The organism is Conexibacter woesei DSM 14684, assembly GCF_000025265.1.
Classification (GTDB): domain Bacteria; phylum Actinomycetota; class Thermoleophilia; order Solirubrobacterales; family Solirubrobacteraceae; genus Conexibacter; species Conexibacter woesei.
Map to the genome: position 1 here is coordinate 4,646,406 of NC_013739.1, position 22,533 is coordinate 4,668,938.

Genomic DNA, 22,533 nt, shown 5'->3' on the forward strand with positions numbered 1-22,533 from the left:
GCCGGCCGCCTACAACGGCTCGGAATCGAGGAAGCGCTCGATCGCCGGCGCGACGCGCGGCGCGAACCCCTCCGCGTCGGTCACGCCGTCCCACATGTCGACCGGGATCACCAGCGGCTGCCGCAGCACGCCGCGGTACGCCTCGGCGAGCTCGGGCGGGTGGTTCGGGTCGCCGCCGGGGATCACGAGCACCGGCATCTCCAGCGCCGACAGGTCCGCGATCCGCTCGAACGGCTCCTGGCTCGCGATCGCCCCCAGTGCGGCCGCCTGGCTGGCGGCGTCGGCGCGCACGAACCCGTCGCGCACCATCGCGGCCATGCCCGCGGGCATGCGCGGCAGCACGCCGGCCCAGCCGCTCTCCACGCCTTCGGTCCGGATCTGCTCGGCGACGCCCTCCTGCCATGCGACCTCTTCGGGCGTCGGGCGCTGCTCGCCCTTGTGCTCAGGGCTGATCAGCACGAGCCCGCCGACGCGGTCCGGCGCGGTGAGCCCTGCGCGCAGCGCGATCCCCGAGCCCATGCCGCACCCTCCGACAAGCGCTCGGTCGATCCCGAGGTGGTCGAGCAGCGCGACGACATCGTCGGCGTAGCGATCCCACGTGTGCAGCCGCCGGTCGCGACAGATCGAGCCGCCGAAGCCACGGATGTCCGGCAGGATCACCGTCGCGCGCTCGCCCAGCAGGGATGCGAGCGGCAGCAGCATGCGGTGGTCCGGCCCGCCGCCGTGCAGCAGCACGAGCGGCACGCCGCTCCCGCCGACCGACGCGACCAGCTCGCAGCCGTCCCCGCCGCGATAGACGATCTCGTCGTGTTCTCTCACCAGAGCCATGGTGCCTCGTGTCCCTCTCCGTGAATCTCGTGGTAGCGCCCGCGGTGAAACACCAGCGGCGTGCCCTCGCGCGGCTCGCACGCGAGCACGGCGCCGACGACGATCGCGTGGTCGCCGCCGTCGTGCAGCTGCGCCACCGCACATCGCAGGCGCCCGACGCCGCCCGCCAACAACGGCATGCCGTCCTCGTCGAGCGTCACGTCGAGTCCGGCGAAGTGAGCCGCGCCGCGACCCGCGAAGCGGTCCGACAGCGCACGCTGGCGCTGGCCGAGGAGATGCAGCGCGAAAGCGCCGCGCCGGCGCACGGCGTCCGCCGTGCGCGAGCCGTTCGTGAGACAGACGAGCACTTGCGGCGGCGCGAGCGAGACCGAGGTGAGCGAATTCACCGTCATGCCATGCGGCTCGCCGTCGCACGCAGTCGTCACGATCGCGACGCCCGTCGCGAAGGCGCCCATCGTCGCACGCAGCGTCGCCGGCTCGACGGGCTCGCGCTTGTCGAGCACGCGCGTCATGGTTCGGCGCGGTAGCGCACCTCGAAGGTCGTGCAGCCGCCGGGCGACGTCCACGGCCCGTGGCGCATGCCGGGCGGCCGGCACGCGTACTCGCCCGCGGCGAACGTCCGCCCGAGCGTCACGTCGTGGATCGCGCCGTCGAGGATGTAGACCTCCTCCCAGAAGTCGTGCACCTGCACGCCGTTGGGACTCGTGTCCGCGCCGGGCTCGAAGCGCAGGATCCGCGTCGCGACGCTGCGTGCCTCGTCCGCCGCCAGGATCCGCTCGGTCAGGCCGTCGGCGTCGCCGGCCACGCGCGTCCAACCGACGTCTCCGGTTGGGAAGAACTCCGCCTCAGGCTTGCTCATGGACCCGCTCCTCCTCGGCGACCGCGTCGGCCAGCGAGTAGCGCGCGAGGAACCCGTCGACCGCGGCCAGCGCGTCGTCGAACCCGTAGTTGCGGTACGCGTACCCCTTGGCGACGAATGGCGCGCCGGCGTAGAACATCTCGTACTGGTGGTGGCGTCCGGCGAACTCGGAGCCGATCGCGTCCCATGCGAGCTTGAACAGCTGCACGCGTTGCTCGCTCTGCATACCCGGCGAGACGAGGTAGCGCGCGAAGTCGGGCGCCGTGTCCTCGTTCACCAGCTCCTTGTAGGAGGACGGGAGCTGGATCACGCCACCGCCGACCAGCTCGCGCATGATGTGCAGGAAGCGCGGATAGATCTCCGCCTGCATCCCCATCGCGCCGTAGAGGAAGCGCGGGTTGGGCTGTACGACGCCGCGCGCGTTCTCGACGGCGCTGGCCTCCGAGGCGACGACCATCCCCTCCACGAGCGCCGCGAGGCTCGCGAGGTCGGCGAGCCGCTCGGTCACGCTCGGGATGCGGTCGATCTGGTTGACGGCGCAGATGCGCCGTGCGAGCCCGAGCAGGAACGACAGCTTGGCGACGAAGCGGATCTGCGCCTGACTGTTGCCGAGCACGTGCGCCGGCGTCCGGAAGAACTGATCGCGCACGCGGTCGACGTCGCGGCACACGAACACGTCCTCCCACGGGATCAGCACGTCGTCGAAGACGAGCAGCGCGTCGGATTCGTCGAAGCGCGTGCTGAGCGGGTAGTCGAACGAACTGGTCGCGCCGAGCGCGTAGGGCCGGCGGCAGTAGACCTTCACGCCCGGCGCGCCGACCGGCACGACGAACGAGATGGCGTGGTCGACGTCGTCCGCGGTCAGCGGCTTGATGCAGCTCACGAACAGGTAGTCGGAGACGGCGGTGCCGGTGCCGAGCATCTGCGAGCCCCGTACGACGATCCCCTCGTCCGTCTCCTCCACGACCCCGGCCTGGACGTAGTCGCCGTCACAGCCGCTGGCGGTCATCGCCCGGCTGACCTGCGGCGGGATGATCACGTAGCTGATGAACGGGCTCTCGTCCAACAGCTTCGCGTACCAGCGCGTGACGTTGGCGCCGAGCTGGCGTCCGTCTTCGACGTCGAAGACGGACGGGTCGCTGGCGAAGCCCGCGAGAAAGCCCGCGACGTGGTCGGGACTGCGCCCGACGAAACCGTGTGTGAGACCGGCCCACTTGGCGATCGCGGCACGGCGATCGGCAAGCTCCTCGCGCGAGCGCGGCGTCATGAACGGCTTGAGGGCGGGGCGGCCGGTCTCCGGTGCGACGTAGCTCATCTCGTTCGCCGGATCGGCAGCGAAGTCATAGAGGCCGCCGATCGTCTCGACCACGCCGCGGAACGCGCGATGACTCGCGACGTCCTCGACCGCTTCGCCGTCGACGTACACCCGGCGACCGTCATCGATCGCTGCCAGATAGTCGCTGCCCGAACGCATCCTCAGTCCTCCGATGGGTTGTGGCTAGCATACTACATGTAAGGTTCAGGGTCTGGAACGTCGTGTACCATCGACGGCGTGAGCCCACAACCGACGTCGCCAAAGACCGGAGTCAGCGTCATCGCGCGCAGCGAGACGCTCGCCCAGCGCGCCTACGAGGCCCTGCGCCAGGCGATCCGCACCGGGTCGATGGAACACGAGCGCGTGTACTCGGAGAGCGAGCTCGCGCAGTCGATGGGGGTCTCGCGCACGCCGGTGCGGGAGGCACTGCTCGAGCTCTCCCGCGACGGACTCGTCGAGATCCTGCCGCAGCGCGGATTTCGGCTGCGGTCGTTGTCGCACGCCGAGCGCGAGGAGATCTACGGGCTGCGGATGGCGCTCGAGGGCTACGTCGTCGAACGCCTCGCGATGCGGGGCGATCCCCAGCACGTCGCCGCGCTGCGCCAGCTGCTCGACGGTCAGCGGCGCGTGCTCGAAGAGGACCCGGCGGGGTTCCTCACGATCGACGAGCAATTCCACCTGCTGATGCCGGAGCTGCTCCAGCTCGCCCGCGCGCATCAGATGCTCGTCACGCTGCGCGGCGCGATGTGGCTCACGGGCTCGCTGGCGCTCTCGATCGGCGAGCGCGCGCCGCACGTGCTCGAAGAGCACACGGCGATCGTCGACGCGATCGCCGCTCGCGACCCGCGTGCAGCCCGTCGCGCGATACGCGAGCACCTCGACGCGAGCCTCCAAGCGGTCGAGCTGGAGCTCGAGCTGGAGGCAAACGCCGCCGGCGGCCAGACCGAGCGGTCGCAGCCAGCATCGACCTGATCCGCGCCGGCGCGTGAGCGGCGGCCGCGCCGGCGCGGCCGCCGCTCACGCGGCGTCCAGCAGCCATTCGATCCACGCCGCCGCCGCGAGCGTCGCGACATCGCTCGCCGCCGTCACGTGCAGGCCGACGGGCGGCCCGTCTCCGCCGACCGGGATCGACGCCGCCGGCAGCCGCGCGACGTTCGCGAGCCGCGTGCTCGCGACGAGCCGCGACACCACCTCCGGTGCCGCTGCCGCCTCGGCTGTGGGCGGCAGCACGCCGACGGTCGGTTCGACGACGCAGTCGCATGTGGAGAGCAGCGCACGCGCCTCGCGCGCAAGCCGCGTGCGCTCGCGGTCGGCCGCTTCGCGCTCGGAGCGCAGGATCGCCTCGCCGCGCGCGAGCCGCTCGCGCACGTCCGCGCCGTAGAGGTCGGAGCGCTCCTCGAGCCCGCGGCGATGCGTGGCCGCCGCCTCGGCGAACATGATCGTCGTGCTGACCTCGAGCACCCGCTCGCCGCCGGGCCAGCTGACGTCCACCAGCTCGCAGCCAGCGCGCACGAGCGCCGCCAGCACGGACTCGACCGCGATGGCGACCGCCGGCTCGGCGTCGTCCAGCGCGGCGCGCACGACGCCGACGCGGGCGGGCCGCACAGGCGGCCCCGGCAGCTCGCCGAGCGCCGCATGCACAGCGGCCAGGTCAGCCACCGTGGACGCCAGCGTCCCGACCGTGTCGAGACTCGGGGCGAGCGGGAAGACGCCGGTGGTCGGATAGGTCGTGCTGCCGGACGGCTTGAACCCCGCGACCCCGCACAACGCCGCCGGGATCCGCACGGAGCCGCCCGTGTCGGTCCCGATCGCGACGCGCGCCGAGCCGTCGGCGACCGCCACGGCCGAACCGGAGCTGGAGCCTCCCGGGATGCAGCCGGCGGCGCGCGGGTTCTCAGGCGTGCCGGCCCACGCGTTGAGACCGGTGACACCGAAGGCGAACTCGTGCAGCGTGACCAGTCCGACGATCGTCGCGCCGCACGCCCGCAAGCGCGCGACGATCGGCGCGTCGGCCGGCTCCGGCGCCGCATCGGCGCGAACCGCCGAGCCGGCGCCCAGCGGCTGGCCCGCGACGGCGACGAGGTCCTTCACGGCGACCGTGATGCCGGCGAGCGGACGCGTGGCGGAGCGCGACCGCGCCGTGGACCGCGCGGCGTCGAGGTCGGCTCCCGCGGCCCGGGACGTGAGGATCGCCGTGTACGGCCCACCGTCACGCACCAGGCGCGGGGGGCCCGGCGCGGCCGCCGCCGAAGGACCCGACGCGCTCACGCCGTGACCTCGAGCGGCTTCAGCACCCGCACGGCATAGTCCAAGGCGATCGTCTCGCCGCGTCGGGCATCCTCCAACTCTGCCCAGAAGTGGTCCGCCTCGCGCACGCCGCTGACCGTGGGCACGGTCCCGGTGAGCAGCACGTACCTGCTGACGCCCATCCTCGGCGACAGCCGCTCCACCAGCTCCTGCGTCGGCAGCAGCGAGGCAGCGAGCCCGTCCTGATACGGGCGCCGCTCGCCCGCGTCAGAGATCCAGCTCCGCAGGCGCAGCTGATCCCACCCGTCGACGACGTCGGCGTACGCCCACGCCCGCTGGGCGATCGGCTTGGAGCAGACCTCCTTGGAGAGGCCGATGTCGAGCGCCTCGACGCCGCGGTCGGTGTGGTCGGAGGCCAACGTCACCCAGCGCTCGTCGCCGTCCACGATCACCGCGATCTCGGCCTCGCCCGACGTGCGCGCCCGCACCGCGCACAGTTCCCGCGCGCGAGTCAGCGCGGTCGGAGGCAACAGGTAGAAGGACGGCACGCTCGGCGGCGGCGCCACCCCTTCCTCGGCCAGCTCGCGGATGTGCGCATCCACGCCGTGCGCGTCGCGCCCGGTGAACCCGGCGACGACCAGCGCCTGCGGCCTGACCGCGATCGCCCGCCCGTCGACCTCGAACTCGATCTCCATGACGCTTCCCGCCTTCTCACCAATGAGTTCCCAAATGTGCGTAGTGCACAGTAGCTGACGTGTAGTATGCTACCTACAGGCTCACGGTGCCGAGCCCGCAGGTGAAACGACTCTGTGGAGAGGGAGCGATGCGAATGCGCAGCACGACCCGTGCCGTGGTTCTCGCAGGAGCGCTCGGCGTCTTGGCGCTCAGCGGCTGCGGAAGCGGCGGGAACGACTCGCCGACCGGCACCCAGCCCGCCGACGGCTCGGTGCCCGCCACCAAGCCGGTGAGAGACGGTGGAACGCTCCGCGTGGGGCTGACCGCCGAGCCTGACTACATCGACCCGGCCCGGATGCAGTCGCTCGACTCGTGGCAGGTGCTCACGGCGATGTGCGAGGGCCTCTACAAGATCGGCGCGAGAGGGCAAGCGGTCCCGCAGCTCGCCGTCGGCGCACCGCGGGTGTCCAAGGACGGCCTGACCGCGACGATCAAGCTGCGCGACGGCGTGCAGTTCAACGACGGCACGCCGTTCGACGCGAGAGCGGTCAAGCTGTCGCTCGAGCGCAACGGCAGAACGTCGGTCCTGTTCCAGGGCAACGGCATCGAGCGGATCGACGCGCCCGCCGACGACACCGTCGTCCTGCACCTGGCCAGACCCTATGCGCCGCTGGAAGGCGACCTCGCCGGCCCCGGCGGGATGATCGGCTCGCCGAAGCAGATCGCTGCGCTCGGCGACAAGTTCGGCGATCGCCCGGTGTGCGTCGGCCCGTTCGAGTGGGTCAGCCGGCGCGGCGGCGACTCGATCAGGCTCAGACGGTCCGACGTCTACTACGACAAGGAGAACGTCCACCTCGACGGGCTCGACTTCAAGGTGATCCCGGACACGAACGCCCGTGGCGTCAGCCTGCGCGCCGGTGAGATCGACATCGCGGCCGAGCCGCCGGAGCCCGGGGCGCTCAAGTCCGACTCCAACCTCGACGTCACGACGATCACCGGCGCGGGCTGGAAGGGCTTGTACGTGAACGTCGGAAACGTCGACGGCGCGGGCAAGCCGCCCAAGCCGCGCGACACGCCGTTGTCGACGTCGGCCGAGGCGCGCCAGGCGCTGTCGCTCGCGATCGACCGCCAGGCGCTCATCAACCTCACCAGCGGTGACGGGTCAGCGCCGGCGTGCAGCGCGATCCCGCCCAGCAGCCCGTTCTACGACGACCCGCCGTGCCCGCAGAAGGCGGATCCCGACGCGGCGAGAGCGCTGCTCGAGAGAGCAGGCGTCAGAACGCCCGTCAAGGGCACGATGGTCGTCGCGGGCAGCCCTGAGGAGACACGCACCGCGCAGGCCGTGCAGGGCATGGCGCGCGACGCCGGCTTCGACTTCGAGATCGAGACCTGCGACGTCGCCACCTGCATCAGACGACTGCTCGCGGGCGACTTCGACGTCACGCTGGGCGGCTTCGACGGTGTCGTCGATCCAGACCAGAGCCTCAGTCCGTTCGTCGCGAGCACCGGCGGCTTCAACTTCGTCGGCGAGTCCGACGCGGAGCTCGACCGGCTGCTGGCAAGCGCGCGAGCCGAGTCGACCGACGTCGATGCGCGGCGCAAGCTGTACAGACAGGCGCTCGACCGCATCCGCGAGCGCGCCGCGCTGATCGTCTTCTACAACACGGGCAGCTCGGCGGCGGCACGCAAGAACGTCAGCGGATACGTGCTGACGCCCTCGGTCCTGCTGGACTACAAGCAAGCCGGCTTCACCACCGGTCCATGAGCGACCTGGCCCTCGAGCTCGACAGCTCCGCCGCGCCACGCGCGCGGCGGAGCCTGGGCTACATCCAGTGGCTGACCAAGCGGCTCGGGATCTCGCTGATCACGATCGCGCTCGCGTCGGTGCTCGTGTTCGCCGCGACGCAGGCGCTGCCGGGCGACCCCGCGCTGACGATGGCCGGCGGCGGAGTCGGACGGCCCACGCCCGCGCTGCTGGAGCAGGCGCGGGAGAAGTACGGCTTGGACGAGCCGGTCTACGAGCGCTACGCGTCCTACGTGACGCGGGCGCTTCAAGGTGACCTCGGGACCTCCGCGACGAACGACCTCCCCGTCGCCACGATGATCGTCGACCGCATCCCGGTGACGGTCGAGCTGGCGCTGCTGAGCGTCTTGTTCGCGCTCGTCCTCGGCGTCATCGGCGGCGTCGTGGCGGCCGTCACGCGCGGCCGCCTGCCCGACTATGCGATCAACCTCGTCGCGCTCGTCGGGATCTCGCTGCCGAACTTCTGGCTCGGGCTGATGCTCGCGCTCGTCTTCGCCGTACAGCTCGGGTGGTTGCCGGGCTCGGGCTTCACGCCGTTCTGGGACGACCCGATCGCGAACCTGGAGGGCATGGTCCTGCCCGTCATCATGCTCGGCACGGGGCTGGCCGCGATGGTGATGCGCCAGCTGCGCAGCTCGATGCTGGAGGCGCTGGACGCCGACTACGTGCGAGCGGCGCGATCGAAGGGACTCGGCCGCGTGCAGATCCTGTTCGGGCACGCGCTGCGCAACTGCCTCATCCCGCTGCTGACGCTCACCGGCCTCCAGCTCGGCGCGCTCATCTCCGGCGCGGTGGTGGCCGAGCAGCTGTTCGTCCTTCCCGGCCTCGGCAAGCTCCTGCTCGACGGCGTCTTCGCGCGCGACTACGCGGTCGTCCAGGCCGTGGCGCTCGTGATGGCCGTCGGCTACGTCGTCATCAACTTCGCGATCGACCTGCTGTACGCGGCCGTCGATCCACGGGTTCGGACCGCGGCATGAGCGCGACCGCCCTCTCCCCCGCCGCGGTCGCGACGGCGCCGCGACGACGCGGCGCCGTCCTGCGCGCGCTGCTGCGACGCCCCGTGGCCGCGGCCAGCATCGTCGTGATCGTGCTGTTCGTGCTGTTCGCGCTCGCCGCGCCGTTGCTCGGCGATCCCTCCGAACAGGACTTCGCCGCCATCAACCAGGCGCCCGGAGGCGCGTACCTGCTCGGCGCCGACGAGCTCGGCCGCGACGTGCTGACACGCCTCGCCTACGGCGGGCGGGTGTCGCTGCTCGTCGGCCTCGGCAGCACGCTGCTCGCGTTCCTGTTCGCCGTCCCGCTCGGCCTGCTGGCGGGGTACTGGCGAGGCTGGCGCGACGTCGTGATCTCGCGCGCAGTCGATGTGCTGCTCGCCTTTCCCTACGTGATCGTGGCGATCGCGCTCGGAGCGATCCTGGGGCCGTCGGCGCCGACGATCATCCTGGCGCTCGCGATCGCCCAGCTGCCGTGGATCGTGCGCATCGTGCGCGGAGAGGTGCTGTCGCTGCGCGAGCGCGAGTTCGTCGCGGCGGCGATCGTCGACGGCACGCGCGACTCGACGATCATGCTGCGCTACCTGCTGCCGAACCTCGCCGGCGTGCTGGTCGTGCAGGCGACGCTGATGATCCCGTTGGCGATCATCGGCGAGGCGCTGCTGTCGTTCCTCGGCGTCGGCGTCAAGCCGCCGACGCCGACGTGGGGCACGATGCTGTCGGGCGCGCAGCCGTTCGTCGAGCAGGCCCCCTGGCTCGCGATCGTGCCCGGCGCGACGATCGCGATCGTCACGTTCGCGTTCAACCTGCTCGGAGACAGCCTGCTCGCCGAGCTCGACCCCCAGGGACGCAGATGACACCTACGCCCTCGGTGCTGCAGGTCGATGACCTCGGCGTCGACTTCGTCCAAGGCGACCGACGCACGCGCGCGGTCGACGGCGTCTCGTTCGCGGTGGCGCCGGGCCAGGTGCTCGCGCTCGTCGGCGAGTCCGGCTGCGGCAAGTCCGCGACCGCCACCGCCCTCGCGGGGCTGCTGCCCGTGTCCGCGCACGTGTCCGGCTCGATCCGCCTCGACGACCGGGAGCTGCACGGTCTCGGCGAACGCGAGCTGGCGCGCCTGCGCGGCCGGGACATGAGCATGATCTTCCAGGACCCGACCAGCTCGCTGAACCCCGTGCTGAGCGTCGGGCGGCAGGTCGCCGAGCCGCTGCGCCGGCACGCCGGCCTCTCACGCCGGGAAGCGCGCCGACGCGCTGTCGAGCTGATCGACGAGGTCGGGATCGCCGACCCGGTCCGTCGCGCGCGCGAGTACCCGCACCAGCTGTCGGGCGGCATGTGCCAGCGCGTGATGATCGCGATCGCGATCGCCTGCAATCCACGCGTGCTGGTCGCCGACGAGCCGACGACGGCACTCGATGCGACAGTGCAGGCGACGATCCTCGAGCTGCTCAGACGGCTCGTCGCCGAGCGCGGGATGGCGTTGCTGCTGATCACGCACGACCTCGGCGTCGTCGCCGACGTCGCCGACCGCGTGATCGTGATGTACGCCGGCCGTTCGGTCGAGCAGGGCGCAGTGGCGGAGCTGTTCGCGCATCCGCGCCATCCCTACACGCGCGCGCTGCTCGGCGCCACGCCGACGCCGGGTGACGACAAGCGGGCACGTCTCGCCGAGATCCCCGGCATGGTGCCGGCGCTCGCGGGGCCGGCGCGCGACTGCACGTTCGCCGCGCGCTGCCGCCACGCGCAGGCCGACTGCCGGCGCCTGCGCCCGGAGCTGGCGCCCGCGGGTCGTCACGAGGTGTCATGTCTGCATCCGGAGGGAGGGCGATGACCGCCGCCGACGCACCTGTCCTGCTGATCGACGAGATCAGCCACGAGTTCCCCGGGCGTGGACGCCAGCGGCGCCCGATCCGCGCGGTCGCAGGGGTGAGCCTGCGAGTCCGGCGCGGCGAAGTGGTCGGCGTCGTCGGCGAGTCCGGCAGCGGCAAGTCGACGCTCGCGCGCTGCGCGCTGCGCCTGCTGGAGCCGACGAGCGGTCGCGTCGAGCTGCTCGGCACCGACATCACACACCTCGGGCGCCGCGCGATGCGTCCGCGCCGCAGAGACATGCACATGGTGCTCCAGAACACCCTCGGCGCCCTCAACCCGCGCATGACGATCGGACGCGCCGTGGCCGCGCCGCTGCGCGCGCAGGGCGTCGCCGCGGCGGAACGCAGCACGCGCACGCAGGAGATGCTGGAGCGGGTCGGGCTGCGCGCCGATCTGTCCGAGCGCTACCCCCACCAGCTGTCGGGCGGGCAGCGCCAGCGCGTCGGCATCGCACGCGCGCTCGTGCGGCAGCCGAGTCTGCTCGTGGCCGACGAGCCGGTGTCCGCGCTCGACGTGTCGGTGCGCGCCTCGGTGCTCAACCTGCTCGGCGACCTGCAGACCGAGCGCGGCTTCGCGTGTCTCTTCATCAGCCACGACCTGTCGGTCGTCGAGCACGTCTCCGACCACGTGATCGTGATGTATCTCGGGCAGGTCGTCGAAGAGGCGCCCCGGCGGCTGCTGTTCGAGCGGCCGCAGCATCCGTACACGCAGGCGCTGATGTCGGCCGCGCCGATTCCGGACCCGACGGTGCAGCGAACCCGCTCGCGGATCGTGTTGAGAGGCGACGTCCCGAGCCCCGCCGACCCGCCCAGCGGCTGCGGCTTCCGCACGCGCTGTCCGCTCGCGTTCGAGCGCTGCGCGACCGAGGTGCCGGCGCCGCAGCCCGTCGCCGGCGACGGCGGCCACGTCGTCCGCTGCCACCGCTACGAGCCCGGCGGCGACGTGCCACGGATCGCGGCGTCATGAGGACGATCGGCATCGTCGGCGGCTTCAGCTGGCACTCGACGGCCGCCTACTACCGGCGCATCAACGAACGTACCGCGGAACGGCTCGGCGGCCACGCGAGCGCGCACCTCGTGCTGCGCTCGCTGGACTTCGCCGAGGTGCTGACCGAGGACGCGCGCGAAGCCGAGCGCCTGATCGTCGCGGCCGCGCGGGACGTCGAACGCGCCGGCGCAGCGTTCGCGCTGCTGGCCGCCAACACCGCGCATCGCTGGGCGAGCCCGGTCGAACGGGCGCTGACGATCCCACTCCTGCACATCGCGGACACGACCGCCGTGGCCGTCGCACGTGCCGGTCTCTCGCGCGTGGGCCTGCTGGGCACGCGCGGAACGATGGAGGGCGACTTCGTCGGCGGTCGCCTGCGCGAGCGCCACGAGCTCGACGTGCTCGTTCCCGACGCGTCCGAGCGCGCCGAGCTGCACGACCTGATCCTCGGCGAGCTGACGCTGCGCGCGCCGTCGCCGGCGGCAGCCGCGTTCCTCGCCGCGGCAGTCGAGCGCCTCGTCGCGCGCGGCGCCGAGGGCGTCGTGCTCGGCTGCACGGAGCTGACGCTCGTGCCACTCGACGCGGCAGCGCCGACGTTCGACAGCGCAGCGATCCACGCCGACGCGGCGGTCGAGCTGGCGCTCAGCGGGTTGCGGTCATGAGCGGCCGCTGCGACCCGCGCTTCGCGGCCGTGCGCGACGCCTTCGAGCAGGCTCTCGCCGAACAGGAGTCCGGCGGCGGGGCGGTCAGCGCGATCGTGGACGGCCGCGTCGTCGCCGACCTGTGGGGCGGCTCGCGCACGACGAGCGGAGCGCCTGCCCCGTGGCGGGCGGACACGATCACGTGCATCCACTCTGCGACGAAGGCCGTCTCCGTGACGTGCGTGCTGCTGCTCGCCGACCGCGGCCTGCTCGCGCTCGACCGTCCCGTCGCCGACGTGTGGCCGGAGTTCGCAGCCGCCGGCAAACAGGCGATCACGGTCCGCACGCTGCTCGGCGGGCTCGCCGGGCTCGTCTACCCCGACGCGGCACCCGCGGGCTGCTGGTTCGAGCATGAGCCGATGGCGCAGGCGATCGCGCAGCAGGCGCCCGAGTGGCCGCCCGGCACGCAGGGCGCATACCACTCGTCGACGTTTCCCTGTCTGCTCGAAGAGCTCGTGCGGCGCACGACGAGCCGGCCGCTGGGCGAGGTGGTGGGCACGGAGATCCTCCGCCCGCTCGCGCTCGAACTCGAGCTCGAGATCGGCGTGCCGGACGCGGACCTGCCGCGCGTCGCGGAGGTGCACGCGCCGCCGACGCCGGCGATGCAGGCGCTCGCCGGCGACCCGAAGTACCTCCGCGCGTGGCGGCAGATGCCGTTCGAGGGCGACGTGCTCAATTCGCGCACCTGCATCCAGAGCGGCAGTGCCGGCGCGGGCTATGCGACGGCGCGGGCGCTCGCGAGCTTCTACGGCGCGCTCGCGGACGGACGCATCGTCAGCGACGGAATGCTCGCGCAGCTGCGCGAGCAGCAGTGGGCCGACGTGTGCGGACTGACCGACCGGCAGCTGCGGATGGCGCTCGGCCTGTTCCTCAACTCCGAGGAGATGCCGATGGGGCCGAACCCGGAGGCGTTCGGCCACCACGGGCTCGGTGGCTCCCTGGGCATGGCGGACCCGGTCGCCGGCGTCGCGTTCGGCTACGTCACCAACTCGCTCGACGGCGAGGAGCGCTGCGGCCGGCTGCTCGACGCCCTCTACGCCTGCCTCTGACGAGCGCGGAGCAGCAGCTCGAACGGCCGTCCGCGCGTCGCGACATGCGCCGCTTCGCCGGCGTATGCCGCGACGCGCACCTCCAGCCCGACGACGCCCGCCTCACCGGCGTCGAGCACGGCGTCGGCGCGCGCGTCGACGCCGTGCCCGATCAGCTCGACCGTCGCGTCGCCGAGGGCGACGCGAACACGCGCGCCATCTCCGTCATGTTCGATCGGAACACCGAGCGCTTCGCCGTAGAGCCGTACCTGCGCGTCGAGGTCCGGCACCGCGAGCGTCACGCGCGACAGCGACAGCGCCCCGTTCGCGTGCGGGACCGCAGCGTCGGCCGGATGTCGATCGGTGAGCCACTCGATGAAGATCGGGCGCGGGTCGCGCCACACTCGCCCGCTCGGCAGCAGCAGCCGCCACCGCACCGGACGGCCCTCGTCGTCGAGCCGCTGGACCGCGATCGGCGGCTCCATCGCGACGCCGACCCGCGCGAGCCGCTCGCGCAACCGGTCGAGGTCGTCGTTCGCGAGCACGAGCGCGGTCGGCACCTCCGCGAAGCGGTCGAGCAGGCCCAGGAAGCGCTCGCCGTCGAACATGCCGGAGCCGAACGCCTCCCGGTCACGCACCGCCATCAGCTCGACGTACGTGCGCCCGCCGAACAGGATCAGCTCGTTCACCGAGCCGAGCCCTTCGTGCTCGCCGCCCCTGCTGACGGCGAAGCCGAGCCGCCGGTGGCGCTCGGCGCTCGACGCCAGGTCGGTGACGCCGACCATCACATGGTCGATGGCCGTCATGGGGTCGGCCGCGCGGCGGGCGCGACGGGCTGCGCCGCCTCTGCTCTCGGGCGGCGCGAGCGAAGCCGCGGCCACGACAGCTCGCGACCGCCCGTGATGCCCTGCGGGCGGAGGACGAGGATCGTCAGCATCAGCGCCGCCAGCAGGATCTCGCGCAGCCCCGGTCTCGGATGCACGCCGACGCCGAGGACGTCGATGCCGTGCTCCTCGAACCGCGTCAGCAGCTCCGACAGCGTCGCGACCACGAGCGCGCCGACGACGGCGCCGCTGAGGCTGCGCAACCCGCCGATGATCAGCATCGCGACCGTGAGGAACGTGAGGTCGAAGTAGAACTGCTGCGGGCCGAACGCGCCCAGGAACAGCCCCAGCAGCCCTCCGGCGACGCCTGCGCAGAAGGCGCTCAGGACGAACGCGATCGTGCGCTCCTTCGCGACCCGCACGCCCGTCGCCTGGGCGGCGAGCAGCTCCTCGCGCGTGCTGCGCAGACGCCGCCCCCAGCGCGACTCCTGGTAGGCGAAGGCGAGCGCCAGCACGAGGATCAGCCACGGCAGCGCCATCTCGATGTCGACGACGGCGGGGACGCCGACCAGCGTCTGCGTGCCGTTCGTGAGGTCGTACCAGTTGCCGGCGACCACGTAGACGATCACGAGCAGCGAGAACGTGCCGATCGCAGCCGCGATCCCGTTCAGGCGCATCAACGGCACCGCCACGACCAGTGCGAACAGCGCGGCGACGACGCCGCCGATCAGCAGCGCGACGTCGGCCGACACCGTGGTGTTCGCGATGAAGCCGTAGAGGTTGGGGAGCGTGACCTGCTTCAGCCCGCTCGGGATCGTGAGCAGCCCGGCGGTGTACGCGCCGATCGCCATGAACGCCACGTGCCCGAACGAGACGATGCCGGAGTTGCCGGCGAACACGTACAGCGCGACGACGGCGGTCACATAGATCAGCGCGGTCGTGACGGTGCGCTGGAAGACCTCGGTGCCGGCGAGCCCCAACAAGGCGACAGCGACGACGATCGCGACCGTCGCCGCGAGCGGGGTGAGGCGGCGTACGTCAGACACGACCCACCAGCGCCTTCGAGCCGAACAGCCCCTGCGGCCGCACCAGCAGCACCGCGATCACGGCCGAGAAGAGGAACGCGTCGCGGAACGGGACGAGACCGTCCGGCAGATAGGTCTGCAGCAGCACCGTGACGATGCCGAGCAGGAACCCCCCGACCGCGGAGCCGCCGAGACGGCCCATGCCGCCGACCACCGTCGCGACGAACGCGATCAGCACCGGCGCGAGCCCCATCGTCGGCGTCACCGTCCCGCTCTGCGCGACCAACAGGATCACCGTGACCGCCGCGAACAGCCCCGAGATCGCGAATGCGACCGCGATGACGCGGTTGGCGCGCACGCCGAGCAGGCGCGCCATGCGGAAGTCCTCCGCCGCCGCGCGCATCTGCGTGCCGATCGGCGAGCGCCGCAGGAACGCGGCGAGTCCGCCGAGCAGCACCGCCGCCGCCCCCACGTTCACCAGGTCGAGCACGCTCAGATGCAGTCCGAGGAGGTCGATCGAGCCGGACGCGAACGACGCGACCTCGACCGTCTTCGGCCGTCCGCCGAACGCGAACAGCGCGAGGCTCTGCAACAGGTAGGCGACCGCGAACGCGCTGATCAGCAACGTCGTCGGGTCGGCGTCGCGCAGCGGGCGGAAGGCGAGCCGCTCCATCAGCACGGCCATCAGCACCACCACGATCACGACGACGAGCACCACGAACGGGAACGGCGCGCCCTCCATCGCGTAGAGGGCGTAGCCGCCCACCATCAACAGCTCGCCGTGGGCGAAGTTCGCGAGGTGCAACAGGCCGAACACGAGCGCGACGCTGAGCGCAAGCAGCGAATAGAAGCTGCCGAGCGCCAAGCCGTCGAGCAGTGCCTGTACGAAGTCCGTCATCGGTCGTTCACCGCCTTCTGTCCGAGGTAGGAGCTCTCGAGGTCGACGGCGGCGGCGAGCTCCTCAGCGCTGCCGGTCGCGGCGACCTCGCCGTGGCTGAACACGTAGCTGCGGTCCGCCAGCGCGACCGCACGATGCGCGAGCTGCTCGACGAGCAGCACCGTCACGCCGGACGCGCGCAGCTCGGCGACGATCTCGAAGACACGGTTCACGAGCAGCGGCGCCAGCCCGAGCGACGGCTCGTCGAGCAGCAGCAGGCGCGGCCGGCTCATGAGCGCGCGAGCGATCACCAGCTGCTGCTGCTCTCCACCGGAGAGCTTGCCGGCGTTCGCCGACAGACAGCGCTCCAACACCGGGAACCGGGCCAGCTCGCGCTCCAGGTCCGCTTGGACGGAGCCGCGGCCGCTGCGCAGCGGCGTGCCGAGCAGCAGGTTCTCCTTCACCGTCAGCTGCGTGAAGACGCCACGCCCCTCAGGCACGAGGCTCACGCCGAGCGCGGCGACCGCCTCGGGACTCGACCCGTCGATGCGCTTGCCGTCGAACGTGATCGAACCGCTCGACCCGCGCAGGGCGCCGGCGATCGCCAGCAGCGTCGTCGACTTGCCGGCTCCGTTGGGGCCCACGACGCTCACGAGCTCCCCCTCCCCGACCGTCAGCGACACGCCGCGAACCGCCGCGAGCCGCCCGTAACGCACTTCGAGCTTCTCAACCTGCAGCACGGTCCGGCACCTCCTCGTCGCCGAAGTAGGCGCGGATGACGGCGGGGTCGGCGCGAACGACGTCGCGGTCGCCCTCGGCGAGCGTCTTGCCGTAGTCGAGCACGTGGATGCGCTCGGACAGCGCCATGATCAGGTGCATGTCGTGCTCCACGACGAGCACGCCGCATCCGGTCTGGTCGCGGATCTGGACGATCCGCCGGACCAGCTCCTCGCCCTCGGACGCGTTCATGCCGGCCGCCGGCTCGTCCAGCAGCAGGAAGTCCGGGCGCGACGCGAGCGCCCGGGCGATCCCGAGCAGCCGCTCGCCGCCGTGCGGCAGCCCGCCGGCGAGCTGGTCGGCGCGTTCGGCGAGGCCGAACAGATCGAGCAGGCGCCACGCCTCGCGCCGCGCCGCTCGCGGTCCGACGCCCACGCCGAGGGCGCCGACCGTCACGTTCTCGAGCACCGTCAGGCGCGGGAAGACGCGCGCGCCCTGAAAGGTGCGCGCGACGCCCTGACGGGCGAGGCGCGCGGGCCCGATGCGCGTGACGTCGCCGCCACGCAGCAGGACGCGCCCGCTGCGTGGTCGCTGAAAGCCGCTGAAGACGTTCATCAGCGTCGTCTTGCCGGCCCCGTTGGGACCGATCAGCCCGACGATCTCGCCGCGCTGGAGGCACAGCGACACTCCTTCGAGGGCGATCACGCCTTCGAACTGCACGCCGACGCCGTCGACTGCGAGCGTTGTGGCTTCGGTGGTGAGCACGGTCTCAGGCCCTTTCGCCGCGACGTGTCACCGCTCCGGGTACAGCTCGACGAACTGCAGTCTGCCGCCCTGGACCTCCATGATGGCCATCGGACGCAGGCCCGAGATGTGCTCGCTGGCCGTGAACGTCTGCGGACCCGTGATCAGTCTCTCGTCTCTGAAGCTCTCATACGCTCTCGAGAGCGCCTCGCCGTCGACGCTGCCGGCCTTCTCGACGCCGCGCTTGAAGGCCTCGACGAGCGCGTAGCCCGTCAGGTCGAAGGAGGTGACCGACTTCTTGCCGTCGCGTCTCTCGAGGTCGGCGAAGAATCTGTTGACCGCAGGGCGCGGATCGTCGCCGAGCAGTGAGCCATACGTCGCGAAGTAGACGTCGGACAGGCCCGGAACCGCGTTCTGCCAGTAGGTGCCGTCGAACGCGGCGCCCGCGAGGATCGGCGTGTCGATGCCCGCCGCCCGCAGCTGCTTCATGAAGGGCGTGCCCTCACCGGCCCCGGCGCACACGAACACGAAATCGGGATCGGCCTTGCGCACGTCGGAGATCTGCGCGGTGAAGCGCTGGTCACCGCCCTTGAAGGTCGCCTGGCCGGCGATCTCGCCGCCCAGTCTGGTGAACGTCGCGTCCATGCCGCCGCACAGGTCCTGCGCGTACGCGATGTTCGTGTCGCGCACCAGGAATCCGCGTCTCCAGCCCATTCTTTCGTACGCCCACTGCGCCATGTTCTCGCCCTCGGCGACGCCACGCGTGGCCATGCTGAACACGAGCGGCCCGAGCACGTCGGGGTTGAACCGGTCCGAGCCGCCGCACGTGGAGACGGCGATCACGCCCTTGCTGGCCGCTGTCTGCGCCGCGGCGGACGAGTTGTCGAAGTCGCAGGTGAGCACGACGATCTTCGCGCCCTTGCTGATCACGTCCAGCGCTGACTCGCCGCCCTTCGCGGGATCGGACGTGGTGTCGCTGACGACCAGCTCGAGTCTGTGCCCGTCGACGCCGCCGGCCGCGTTGACGTCGGAGATCGCCGCTCTCACCGCGCGCAGCGGACCTTCGTCGTACGGCGCGAAGTCGCCCGACTCGGCGACCGCGGCCCCGATCACGATCGGGCCGTCCGGGACCGCCCCGCCTTCGCCGGAGCTGCCCGACCCTCCGGAGTCGCCGGAGTCCGAGCCGCACGCCGCGAGCGTCAACGCCAGCACGGCAGCGAGCAGGCAGCAGGCAATGGCCGCCGCGTGGCGTCCTGCAGGTGAATCCACCATCTCTCTCTCCTCTGTCCGTCAGGCAACTGCTTGCTTCAACTGCGTGATGCGCTCCAGCTCGGCGACGCGCGCATCGACCTCGACCTGCGTGAGCCGCGTGACACGCTCGGTGCCGAACGCTTCGACGTTGAACGACGCGAGCGCCGTGCCATACGCCATCGCCTGGCGCAGCGTCCCCGGCTCGAAGCCATGTCGCGCGAGGTAGCCGACGAACCCGCCGGCGAACGTGTCACCCGCTCCGGTCGGGTCGACCACGGTCTCGAGCGGGTACGCCGGCAACGCGACGTAGTCGTCCTCGGTCATCAGCACGGCGCCGTACTCGCCCTGCTTGGCGACCACGGCGGAAGGGCCGTACCGCAGCACCTCTCGCGCAGCCGAGACGACGTTCGGCTTGCCGGTCAGCTGGCGCAGCTCAGCGTCGTTGAGGATGACGCAGGTGACACGGCCGATGACGTCGAGCAGCGCGTCGCGGGCGATGTCGATCCACAGGTTCATGGAGTCGAGCGCGACGAAGCGCGCCTCGCCCATCTGCTCGAGCACCTGCAGCTGGAGCTCGGGCTGGATGTTGGCCAGGAACAGCACGTCGCTCGCCCGCGAGGCGGCCGACAGCTTCGGCTCGAACTGCTCGAAGACGTTCAGCTGCGTCTCGAGCGTCTCGCGCGAGTTGAGGTCCCGACCGTACGCGCCCTTCCAGAAGAAGGTCTTCCCCCCGGCCACGCGCTCTACGTCGGCGACGTCGGTGCCGCGTGTGGCCAGCACGGCGAGCTCGGCATCGCCGAAGTCATCGCCCACCGGACCGACCACGCGCACGTCGTCGAAGAACGACGCGGCCAGGGCGAAGTGGGTTGCGGCGCCGCCGAGCATGCGCTCGCGTTCGCCGAAGGGGGTGGAGACAGCATCGAACGCGATCGAGCCGACGACGGTGACACTCATGCAGTCCAGCTTTCTGCACCCTTGCGGGTGACTTCGAGGAGGTACGCGACCAGCAAGTCCTCACCGCCGAGCGACACGTGGTAAGCGTCCGAACGGTTCTCGACATGAGCGATCTGCTCCGCGTCACCGTCGAGCAGGCCGCGCAGCTCGCACAGCGAGTAGGCGACCACGCGCGCCTCGTAGCCGAGCGCCTCGAGCTGCTCGGCGGTGCGTCGCTCGCCGACGATCGACAGCTGCAGCAGGTAGGCGGCGCCGTCGTCGGCGAGCGCCTCCGGCAGCAGCCGGATCAGGTGATCGATCAGCGTGCGGCCCCAGAAGTCGGCCGTGCGCCCGCGGCCCGGCGCGCCGGACGGATCTGCCGGGAGTTGGCAGAGGTTGGCGACGATGACGTCATAGCGCTCGTCGGGGACCCACGGATAGAGGTCGGCGGCGTGCGCGGTGACACGGTCGGCGACGCCGTTGCGGAAGGCGTTGGTGAGCGTGTTCTTGACGGCCGCGGGGTCGGCGTCCAGCGCATGCACGTGCGTGGCGCCGTTGCGCGCCAGCTGCACCGCCAGCAGGCCGCTGCCGCAGCCGACGTCCAAGCAGCGGCGATGCGCGCCGACGCGCTCGCGGTCGAGGTACTCCCACACGAGCAGGCTGCTCTGCGTGACCGCTTGCACGCCCGGCTCGATGACGAGCTCCGGCACGTCGAGCGGGAACAGGCTGCGCCCGCGCCCGTCGGTCCACCGTGGCGCGTCGCCCGCAGGCCGCGCGCCGTCTGCGTGCGCTGCGCCGGGCGGCGGAGCCGTGCCCGGCGTCGTGCCATCGAGCGCCTCGCGAGCACTGTGGACATGCTCGGGACGGACGCCGCAGCAGCCGCCCACGAGCTGCGCGCCCTCGGCGCGCCAGCGCAGCGCCCACTGCGCGTACTGCTCGGCCTCGACGCTGCCGTGGCGCTGCCAGCCAGCCGCCGACAGATGCCCGAGGTTGGGGCTGACACCCAACGGCAGGTCGGTGAAGTCGCGCAGCCACGGCAACATCCCGTCCACGTGGTCCGGTGGCACGCAGTTGATCAGCAGCGCCCCGACGCCCATCTGCTCGAAACGCCGTGCGGCGCGTCCGAATGCGTCGCCCTCGGGCCCGCCCCAGTGCTGCCCGTAGACGCCGCACAGCCCGTGGCGGCATCGCTGGAAGCCGAGCCAGACGGGGAGGCCGGTCTCCAGCAGCGTCTCGACCGTTCCGTACGTCGACCCGCGCACGCTGGAGAGCGTCTCCAGCAGGAGCAGGTCCGGCGGGTCGTCCTCGAAGACGCGCGTCAGCAGCCGCACGGTGTCGAGGCCGTCGCGCGTGTCGATCTCGTCGTTGAGGCTGAAGGCGACCGCGACCTCGCCGCTGCGGCCCGCCTCGTCGATCGCGGCACGCGCCGCGCGCACGGCGGTGCGCGCGAGGTCCATCCAGTGCCGCGGTGGCGCTCCGCCCGCTCCGACCGGCGCGCCGTCGCGTGCCGCGCCGGCCAGCGCCCACGTGTTGGTCGAGATCACGTCGCAGCCCGCCTCGGCGTAGCGACGGTGGACGGCGCGCACGGATTGCTCCGGTGCGACGAGCGCGCGCCCGGCCCACTGCCGGTCGTCGCTGTCGGTGCGTGGCGCCAGCTCGGTGCCGACGCCGCCGTCCAGGATCACGCAGCGGCCGGCCTGGACCGCCGCGGTGATCCGGTCGTAGGCGGGCGGTGTGCCGAGCAGCGCCGTCATCGTCCAGCGCCCGCTCCGTGGCCCGCGATCCGCGCTTCGGCCAGCGCCATCGCCTCGTGCAGCGGCGTCGTGCCTTCGGCCGCCGCGCGCGTGAAGATCGCGTCGAGGTTCTCGCCGATCACGTCGAGGTGCGCCCCGGGGTCGTGCCAGCTGCCGCCGTCGACGTCGACCGTGACGGCGTAGATGACGCCGCCGGCGTTGGCGACGAAGTCGGGCGCCCAGAGGATTCCGCGCGCGTGCACCAGGTCGGCGACGCCGTCGTGCGCGAGCTGGTTGTTCGCGGCCCCGACGATCGCGCGGCAGCGCAGCCGCGGAACGCTGTCCTCGTTCAGGACGCCGCCGAGCGCGCACGGCACGAGCACGTCCACGTCCGCGGTCAGCGCCGTGTCCGGATCGACCCACGTCGCACCCAGCTCGGCGGCGAGCGCCTGCTTGGCGGGATCGACGTCGGAGACCGTCAGCGCCGCTCCGCGCGCGGCGAGACGACGCGCGATGCGACCGCCCACCTGTCCGAGCCCGAGAACCGCGACCGTGCGGCCGCCGACGTCGTCTGATGCGAAGCGCGCGCGACACGTCGCGTCGAGCGCGCGTTCGAGTCCCGCGGCCGTCGGCGCGCTCGGCTCGCCACCGCCGCCGTGACGTGCCGGAAGCGAGTAGGCGTGGCGCGTGCGCTCGCGGACGTGAACCATGTCCTCGGCCGAGCTCCCCACGTCGGCGCTCGTGCCATAGGCGCCGTCGAGGCTCTCGACGAGGTCGCCGAAGTCATGCAACGCGGCGATGCGGCGCTCGCCCTCCAGCGGCTCGCCCGGAGCAAGCGCGATCACGCCCTTGCCGCCGCCGTGGGCCAGACCGGCGGCGGCGCATTTGTACGTCATGCCGCGCGACAGCCGCAGTGCGTCGTCGACGCCCTGCCAGCGGTCCTCGTAGCCGAGGATCCGCATGCCGCCGCAGGCGAAGCCGGCTGCGGTCGAGTGCACTGCGACGATGCAGAGGAGGCCGGAGCGGGCGCCGCGCCGTGCGATCAGGCGCTCATGGTCGAGAGGCGACAAGCGGGTGGACACGAGACGACACTAGCCCCGCCGATCTGGGGTTTTGCCCGAACT

General features: G+C 72.0%; 23 protein-coding genes. 8 read left to right on the top strand and 15 right to left on the bottom strand.

The genetic code is table 11. The features are described from left to right. Positions 1-9 precede the first annotated feature (9 nt). The 4 genes from CWOE_RS21885 to CWOE_RS21900 are packed head-to-tail and all read right to left on the bottom strand — an operon-like array spanning position 10 to position 3,161. Positions 10-819 (bottom strand): alpha/beta fold hydrolase, encoded by an 810-nt coding sequence (locus tag CWOE_RS21885; RefSeq protein WP_160165552.1) that lies wholly within the window; start codon positions 817-819, stop codon positions 10-12. After that, entirely contained in the window at positions 816-1,424 is a 609-nt protein-coding gene (locus tag CWOE_RS21890) for a flavin reductase family protein (protein WP_201447047.1), read from the bottom strand. Before CWOE_RS21890 ends, CWOE_RS21885 begins: the two co-directional genes overlap by 4 nt. Beyond that, complete coding sequence (locus CWOE_RS21895) at positions 1,337-1,687, bottom strand: cupin domain-containing protein (protein ID WP_012935829.1); 351 nt, start codon at positions 1,685-1,687, stop codon at positions 1,337-1,339. Before CWOE_RS21895 ends, CWOE_RS21890 begins: the two co-directional genes overlap by 88 nt. Continuing rightward, positions 1,674-3,161 (bottom strand): 4-hydroxyphenylacetate 3-hydroxylase family protein, encoded by a 1,488-nt coding sequence (locus CWOE_RS21900; protein WP_012935830.1) that lies wholly within the window; start codon positions 3,159-3,161, stop codon positions 1,674-1,676. The genes CWOE_RS21895 and CWOE_RS21900 overlap by 14 nt, the downstream gene beginning before the upstream one ends. A gap of 78 nt (positions 3,162-3,239) precedes the next feature. Here CWOE_RS21900 and CWOE_RS21905 point away from each other — a divergent pair, with 78 nt between their 5' ends. Then, positions 3,240-3,974, top strand: a complete 735-nt coding sequence (locus CWOE_RS21905) for a GntR family transcriptional regulator (RefSeq protein WP_012935831.1) — start codon at positions 3,240-3,242, stop codon at positions 3,972-3,974. Positions 3,975-4,019: 45 nt separating this feature from the next. On the opposite strand, the gene CWOE_RS21910 is transcribed toward CWOE_RS21905, so the two are convergent. Both CWOE_RS21910 and CWOE_RS21915 read right to left on the bottom strand, forming a co-directional pair. After that, positions 4,020-5,270: an amidase gene (locus tag CWOE_RS21910; protein WP_012935832.1), complete on the bottom strand. Its 1,251-nt coding sequence runs from the start codon at positions 5,268-5,270 to the stop codon at positions 4,020-4,022. Beyond that, on the bottom strand, positions 5,267-5,944 hold the full coding sequence (locus CWOE_RS21915; protein WP_012935833.1) for a DUF2848 family protein: 678 nt from the start codon (positions 5,942-5,944) through the stop codon (positions 5,267-5,269). Before CWOE_RS21915 ends, CWOE_RS21910 begins: the two co-directional genes overlap by 4 nt. Before the next feature lie 134 nt (positions 5,945-6,078). On the opposite strand from CWOE_RS21915, the gene CWOE_RS21920 reads away from it, so the two are divergent. From CWOE_RS21920 to CWOE_RS21950, 7 genes are read left to right on the top strand one after another with little or no spacing between them, the layout of a single operon-like run. After that, entirely contained in the window at positions 6,079-7,689 is a 1,611-nt protein-coding gene (locus tag CWOE_RS21920; protein ID WP_012935834.1) for an ABC transporter substrate-binding protein, read from the top strand. After that, the gene (locus CWOE_RS21925) at positions 7,686-8,705 is read left to right on the top strand and encodes an ABC transporter permease (RefSeq protein WP_012935835.1); all 1,020 of its coding nucleotides are present in this window, start codon (positions 7,686-7,688) and stop codon (positions 8,703-8,705) included. The genes CWOE_RS21920 and CWOE_RS21925 overlap by 4 nt, the downstream gene beginning before the upstream one ends. Beyond that, complete coding sequence (locus CWOE_RS21930; RefSeq protein WP_012935836.1) at positions 8,702-9,577, top strand: ABC transporter permease; 876 nt, start codon at positions 8,702-8,704, stop codon at positions 9,575-9,577. The genes CWOE_RS21925 and CWOE_RS21930 overlap by 4 nt, the downstream gene beginning before the upstream one ends. Next, positions 9,574-10,551, top strand: coding sequence for an ABC transporter ATP-binding protein (locus CWOE_RS21935; RefSeq protein WP_012935837.1), 978 nt, complete (start codon positions 9,574-9,576; stop codon positions 10,549-10,551). The genes CWOE_RS21930 and CWOE_RS21935 overlap by 4 nt, the downstream gene beginning before the upstream one ends. Further along, entirely contained in the window at positions 10,548-11,555 is a 1,008-nt protein-coding gene (locus tag CWOE_RS21940) for an ABC transporter ATP-binding protein (RefSeq protein WP_012935838.1), read from the top strand. The genes CWOE_RS21935 and CWOE_RS21940 overlap by 4 nt, the downstream gene beginning before the upstream one ends. Continuing rightward, positions 11,552-12,238: an aspartate/glutamate racemase family protein gene (locus CWOE_RS21945; protein ID WP_012935839.1), complete on the top strand. Its 687-nt coding sequence runs from the start codon at positions 11,552-11,554 to the stop codon at positions 12,236-12,238. Before CWOE_RS21940 ends, CWOE_RS21945 begins: the two co-directional genes overlap by 4 nt. Then, the gene (locus CWOE_RS21950) at positions 12,235-13,326 is read left to right on the top strand and encodes an EstA family serine hydrolase (protein ID WP_012935840.1); all 1,092 of its coding nucleotides are present in this window, start codon (positions 12,235-12,237) and stop codon (positions 13,324-13,326) included. The genes CWOE_RS21945 and CWOE_RS21950 overlap by 4 nt, the downstream gene beginning before the upstream one ends. Here CWOE_RS21950 and CWOE_RS21955 read toward each other — a convergent pair. The 9 genes from CWOE_RS21955 to CWOE_RS22000 are packed head-to-tail and all read right to left on the bottom strand — an operon-like array spanning position 13,311 to position 22,491. Beyond that, positions 13,311-14,111, bottom strand: coding sequence for a VOC family protein (locus tag CWOE_RS21955; RefSeq protein ID WP_012935841.1), 801 nt, complete (start codon positions 14,109-14,111; stop codon positions 13,311-13,313). The two genes, CWOE_RS21950 and CWOE_RS21955, sit on opposite strands and share 16 nt — an antisense overlap. Then, positions 14,108-15,175, bottom strand: a complete 1,068-nt coding sequence (locus tag CWOE_RS21960; protein WP_012935842.1) for a branched-chain amino acid ABC transporter permease — start codon at positions 15,173-15,175, stop codon at positions 14,108-14,110. Before CWOE_RS21960 ends, CWOE_RS21955 begins: the two co-directional genes overlap by 4 nt. Next, complete coding sequence (locus CWOE_RS31230; RefSeq protein ID WP_012935843.1) at positions 15,168-16,052, bottom strand: branched-chain amino acid ABC transporter permease; 885 nt, start codon at positions 16,050-16,052, stop codon at positions 15,168-15,170. The genes CWOE_RS21960 and CWOE_RS31230 overlap by 8 nt, the downstream gene beginning before the upstream one ends. Then, positions 16,049-16,771 carry an ABC transporter ATP-binding protein gene (locus tag CWOE_RS21975; RefSeq protein ID WP_012935844.1) on the bottom strand — a complete coding sequence of 241 codons (723 nt, stop codon included), beginning with the start codon at positions 16,769-16,771 and terminating at the stop codon, positions 16,049-16,051. The genes CWOE_RS31230 and CWOE_RS21975 overlap by 4 nt, the downstream gene beginning before the upstream one ends. Then, complete coding sequence (locus CWOE_RS21980; protein ID WP_012935845.1) at positions 16,758-17,513, bottom strand: ABC transporter ATP-binding protein; 756 nt, start codon at positions 17,511-17,513, stop codon at positions 16,758-16,760. The genes CWOE_RS21975 and CWOE_RS21980 overlap by 14 nt, the downstream gene beginning before the upstream one ends. Before the next feature lie 27 nt (positions 17,514-17,540). After that, positions 17,541-18,764, bottom strand: coding sequence for an ABC transporter substrate-binding protein (locus CWOE_RS21985; RefSeq protein ID WP_012935846.1), 1,224 nt, complete (start codon positions 18,762-18,764; stop codon positions 17,541-17,543). Positions 18,765-18,782: 18 nt separating this feature from the next. Next, on the bottom strand, positions 18,783-19,697 hold the full coding sequence (locus CWOE_RS21990) for a PfkB family carbohydrate kinase (RefSeq protein WP_012935847.1): 915 nt from the start codon (positions 19,695-19,697) through the stop codon (positions 18,783-18,785). Beyond that, positions 19,694-21,430: a homocysteine S-methyltransferase family protein gene (locus CWOE_RS21995; RefSeq protein WP_012935848.1), complete on the bottom strand. Its 1,737-nt coding sequence runs from the start codon at positions 21,428-21,430 to the stop codon at positions 19,694-19,696. The genes CWOE_RS21990 and CWOE_RS21995 overlap by 4 nt, the downstream gene beginning before the upstream one ends. Continuing rightward, positions 21,427-22,491 (bottom strand): Glu/Leu/Phe/Val dehydrogenase family protein, encoded by a 1,065-nt coding sequence (locus CWOE_RS22000; RefSeq protein ID WP_012935849.1) that lies wholly within the window; start codon positions 22,489-22,491, stop codon positions 21,427-21,429. Before CWOE_RS22000 ends, CWOE_RS21995 begins: the two co-directional genes overlap by 4 nt. Positions 22,492-22,533: the final 42 nt, after the last annotated feature.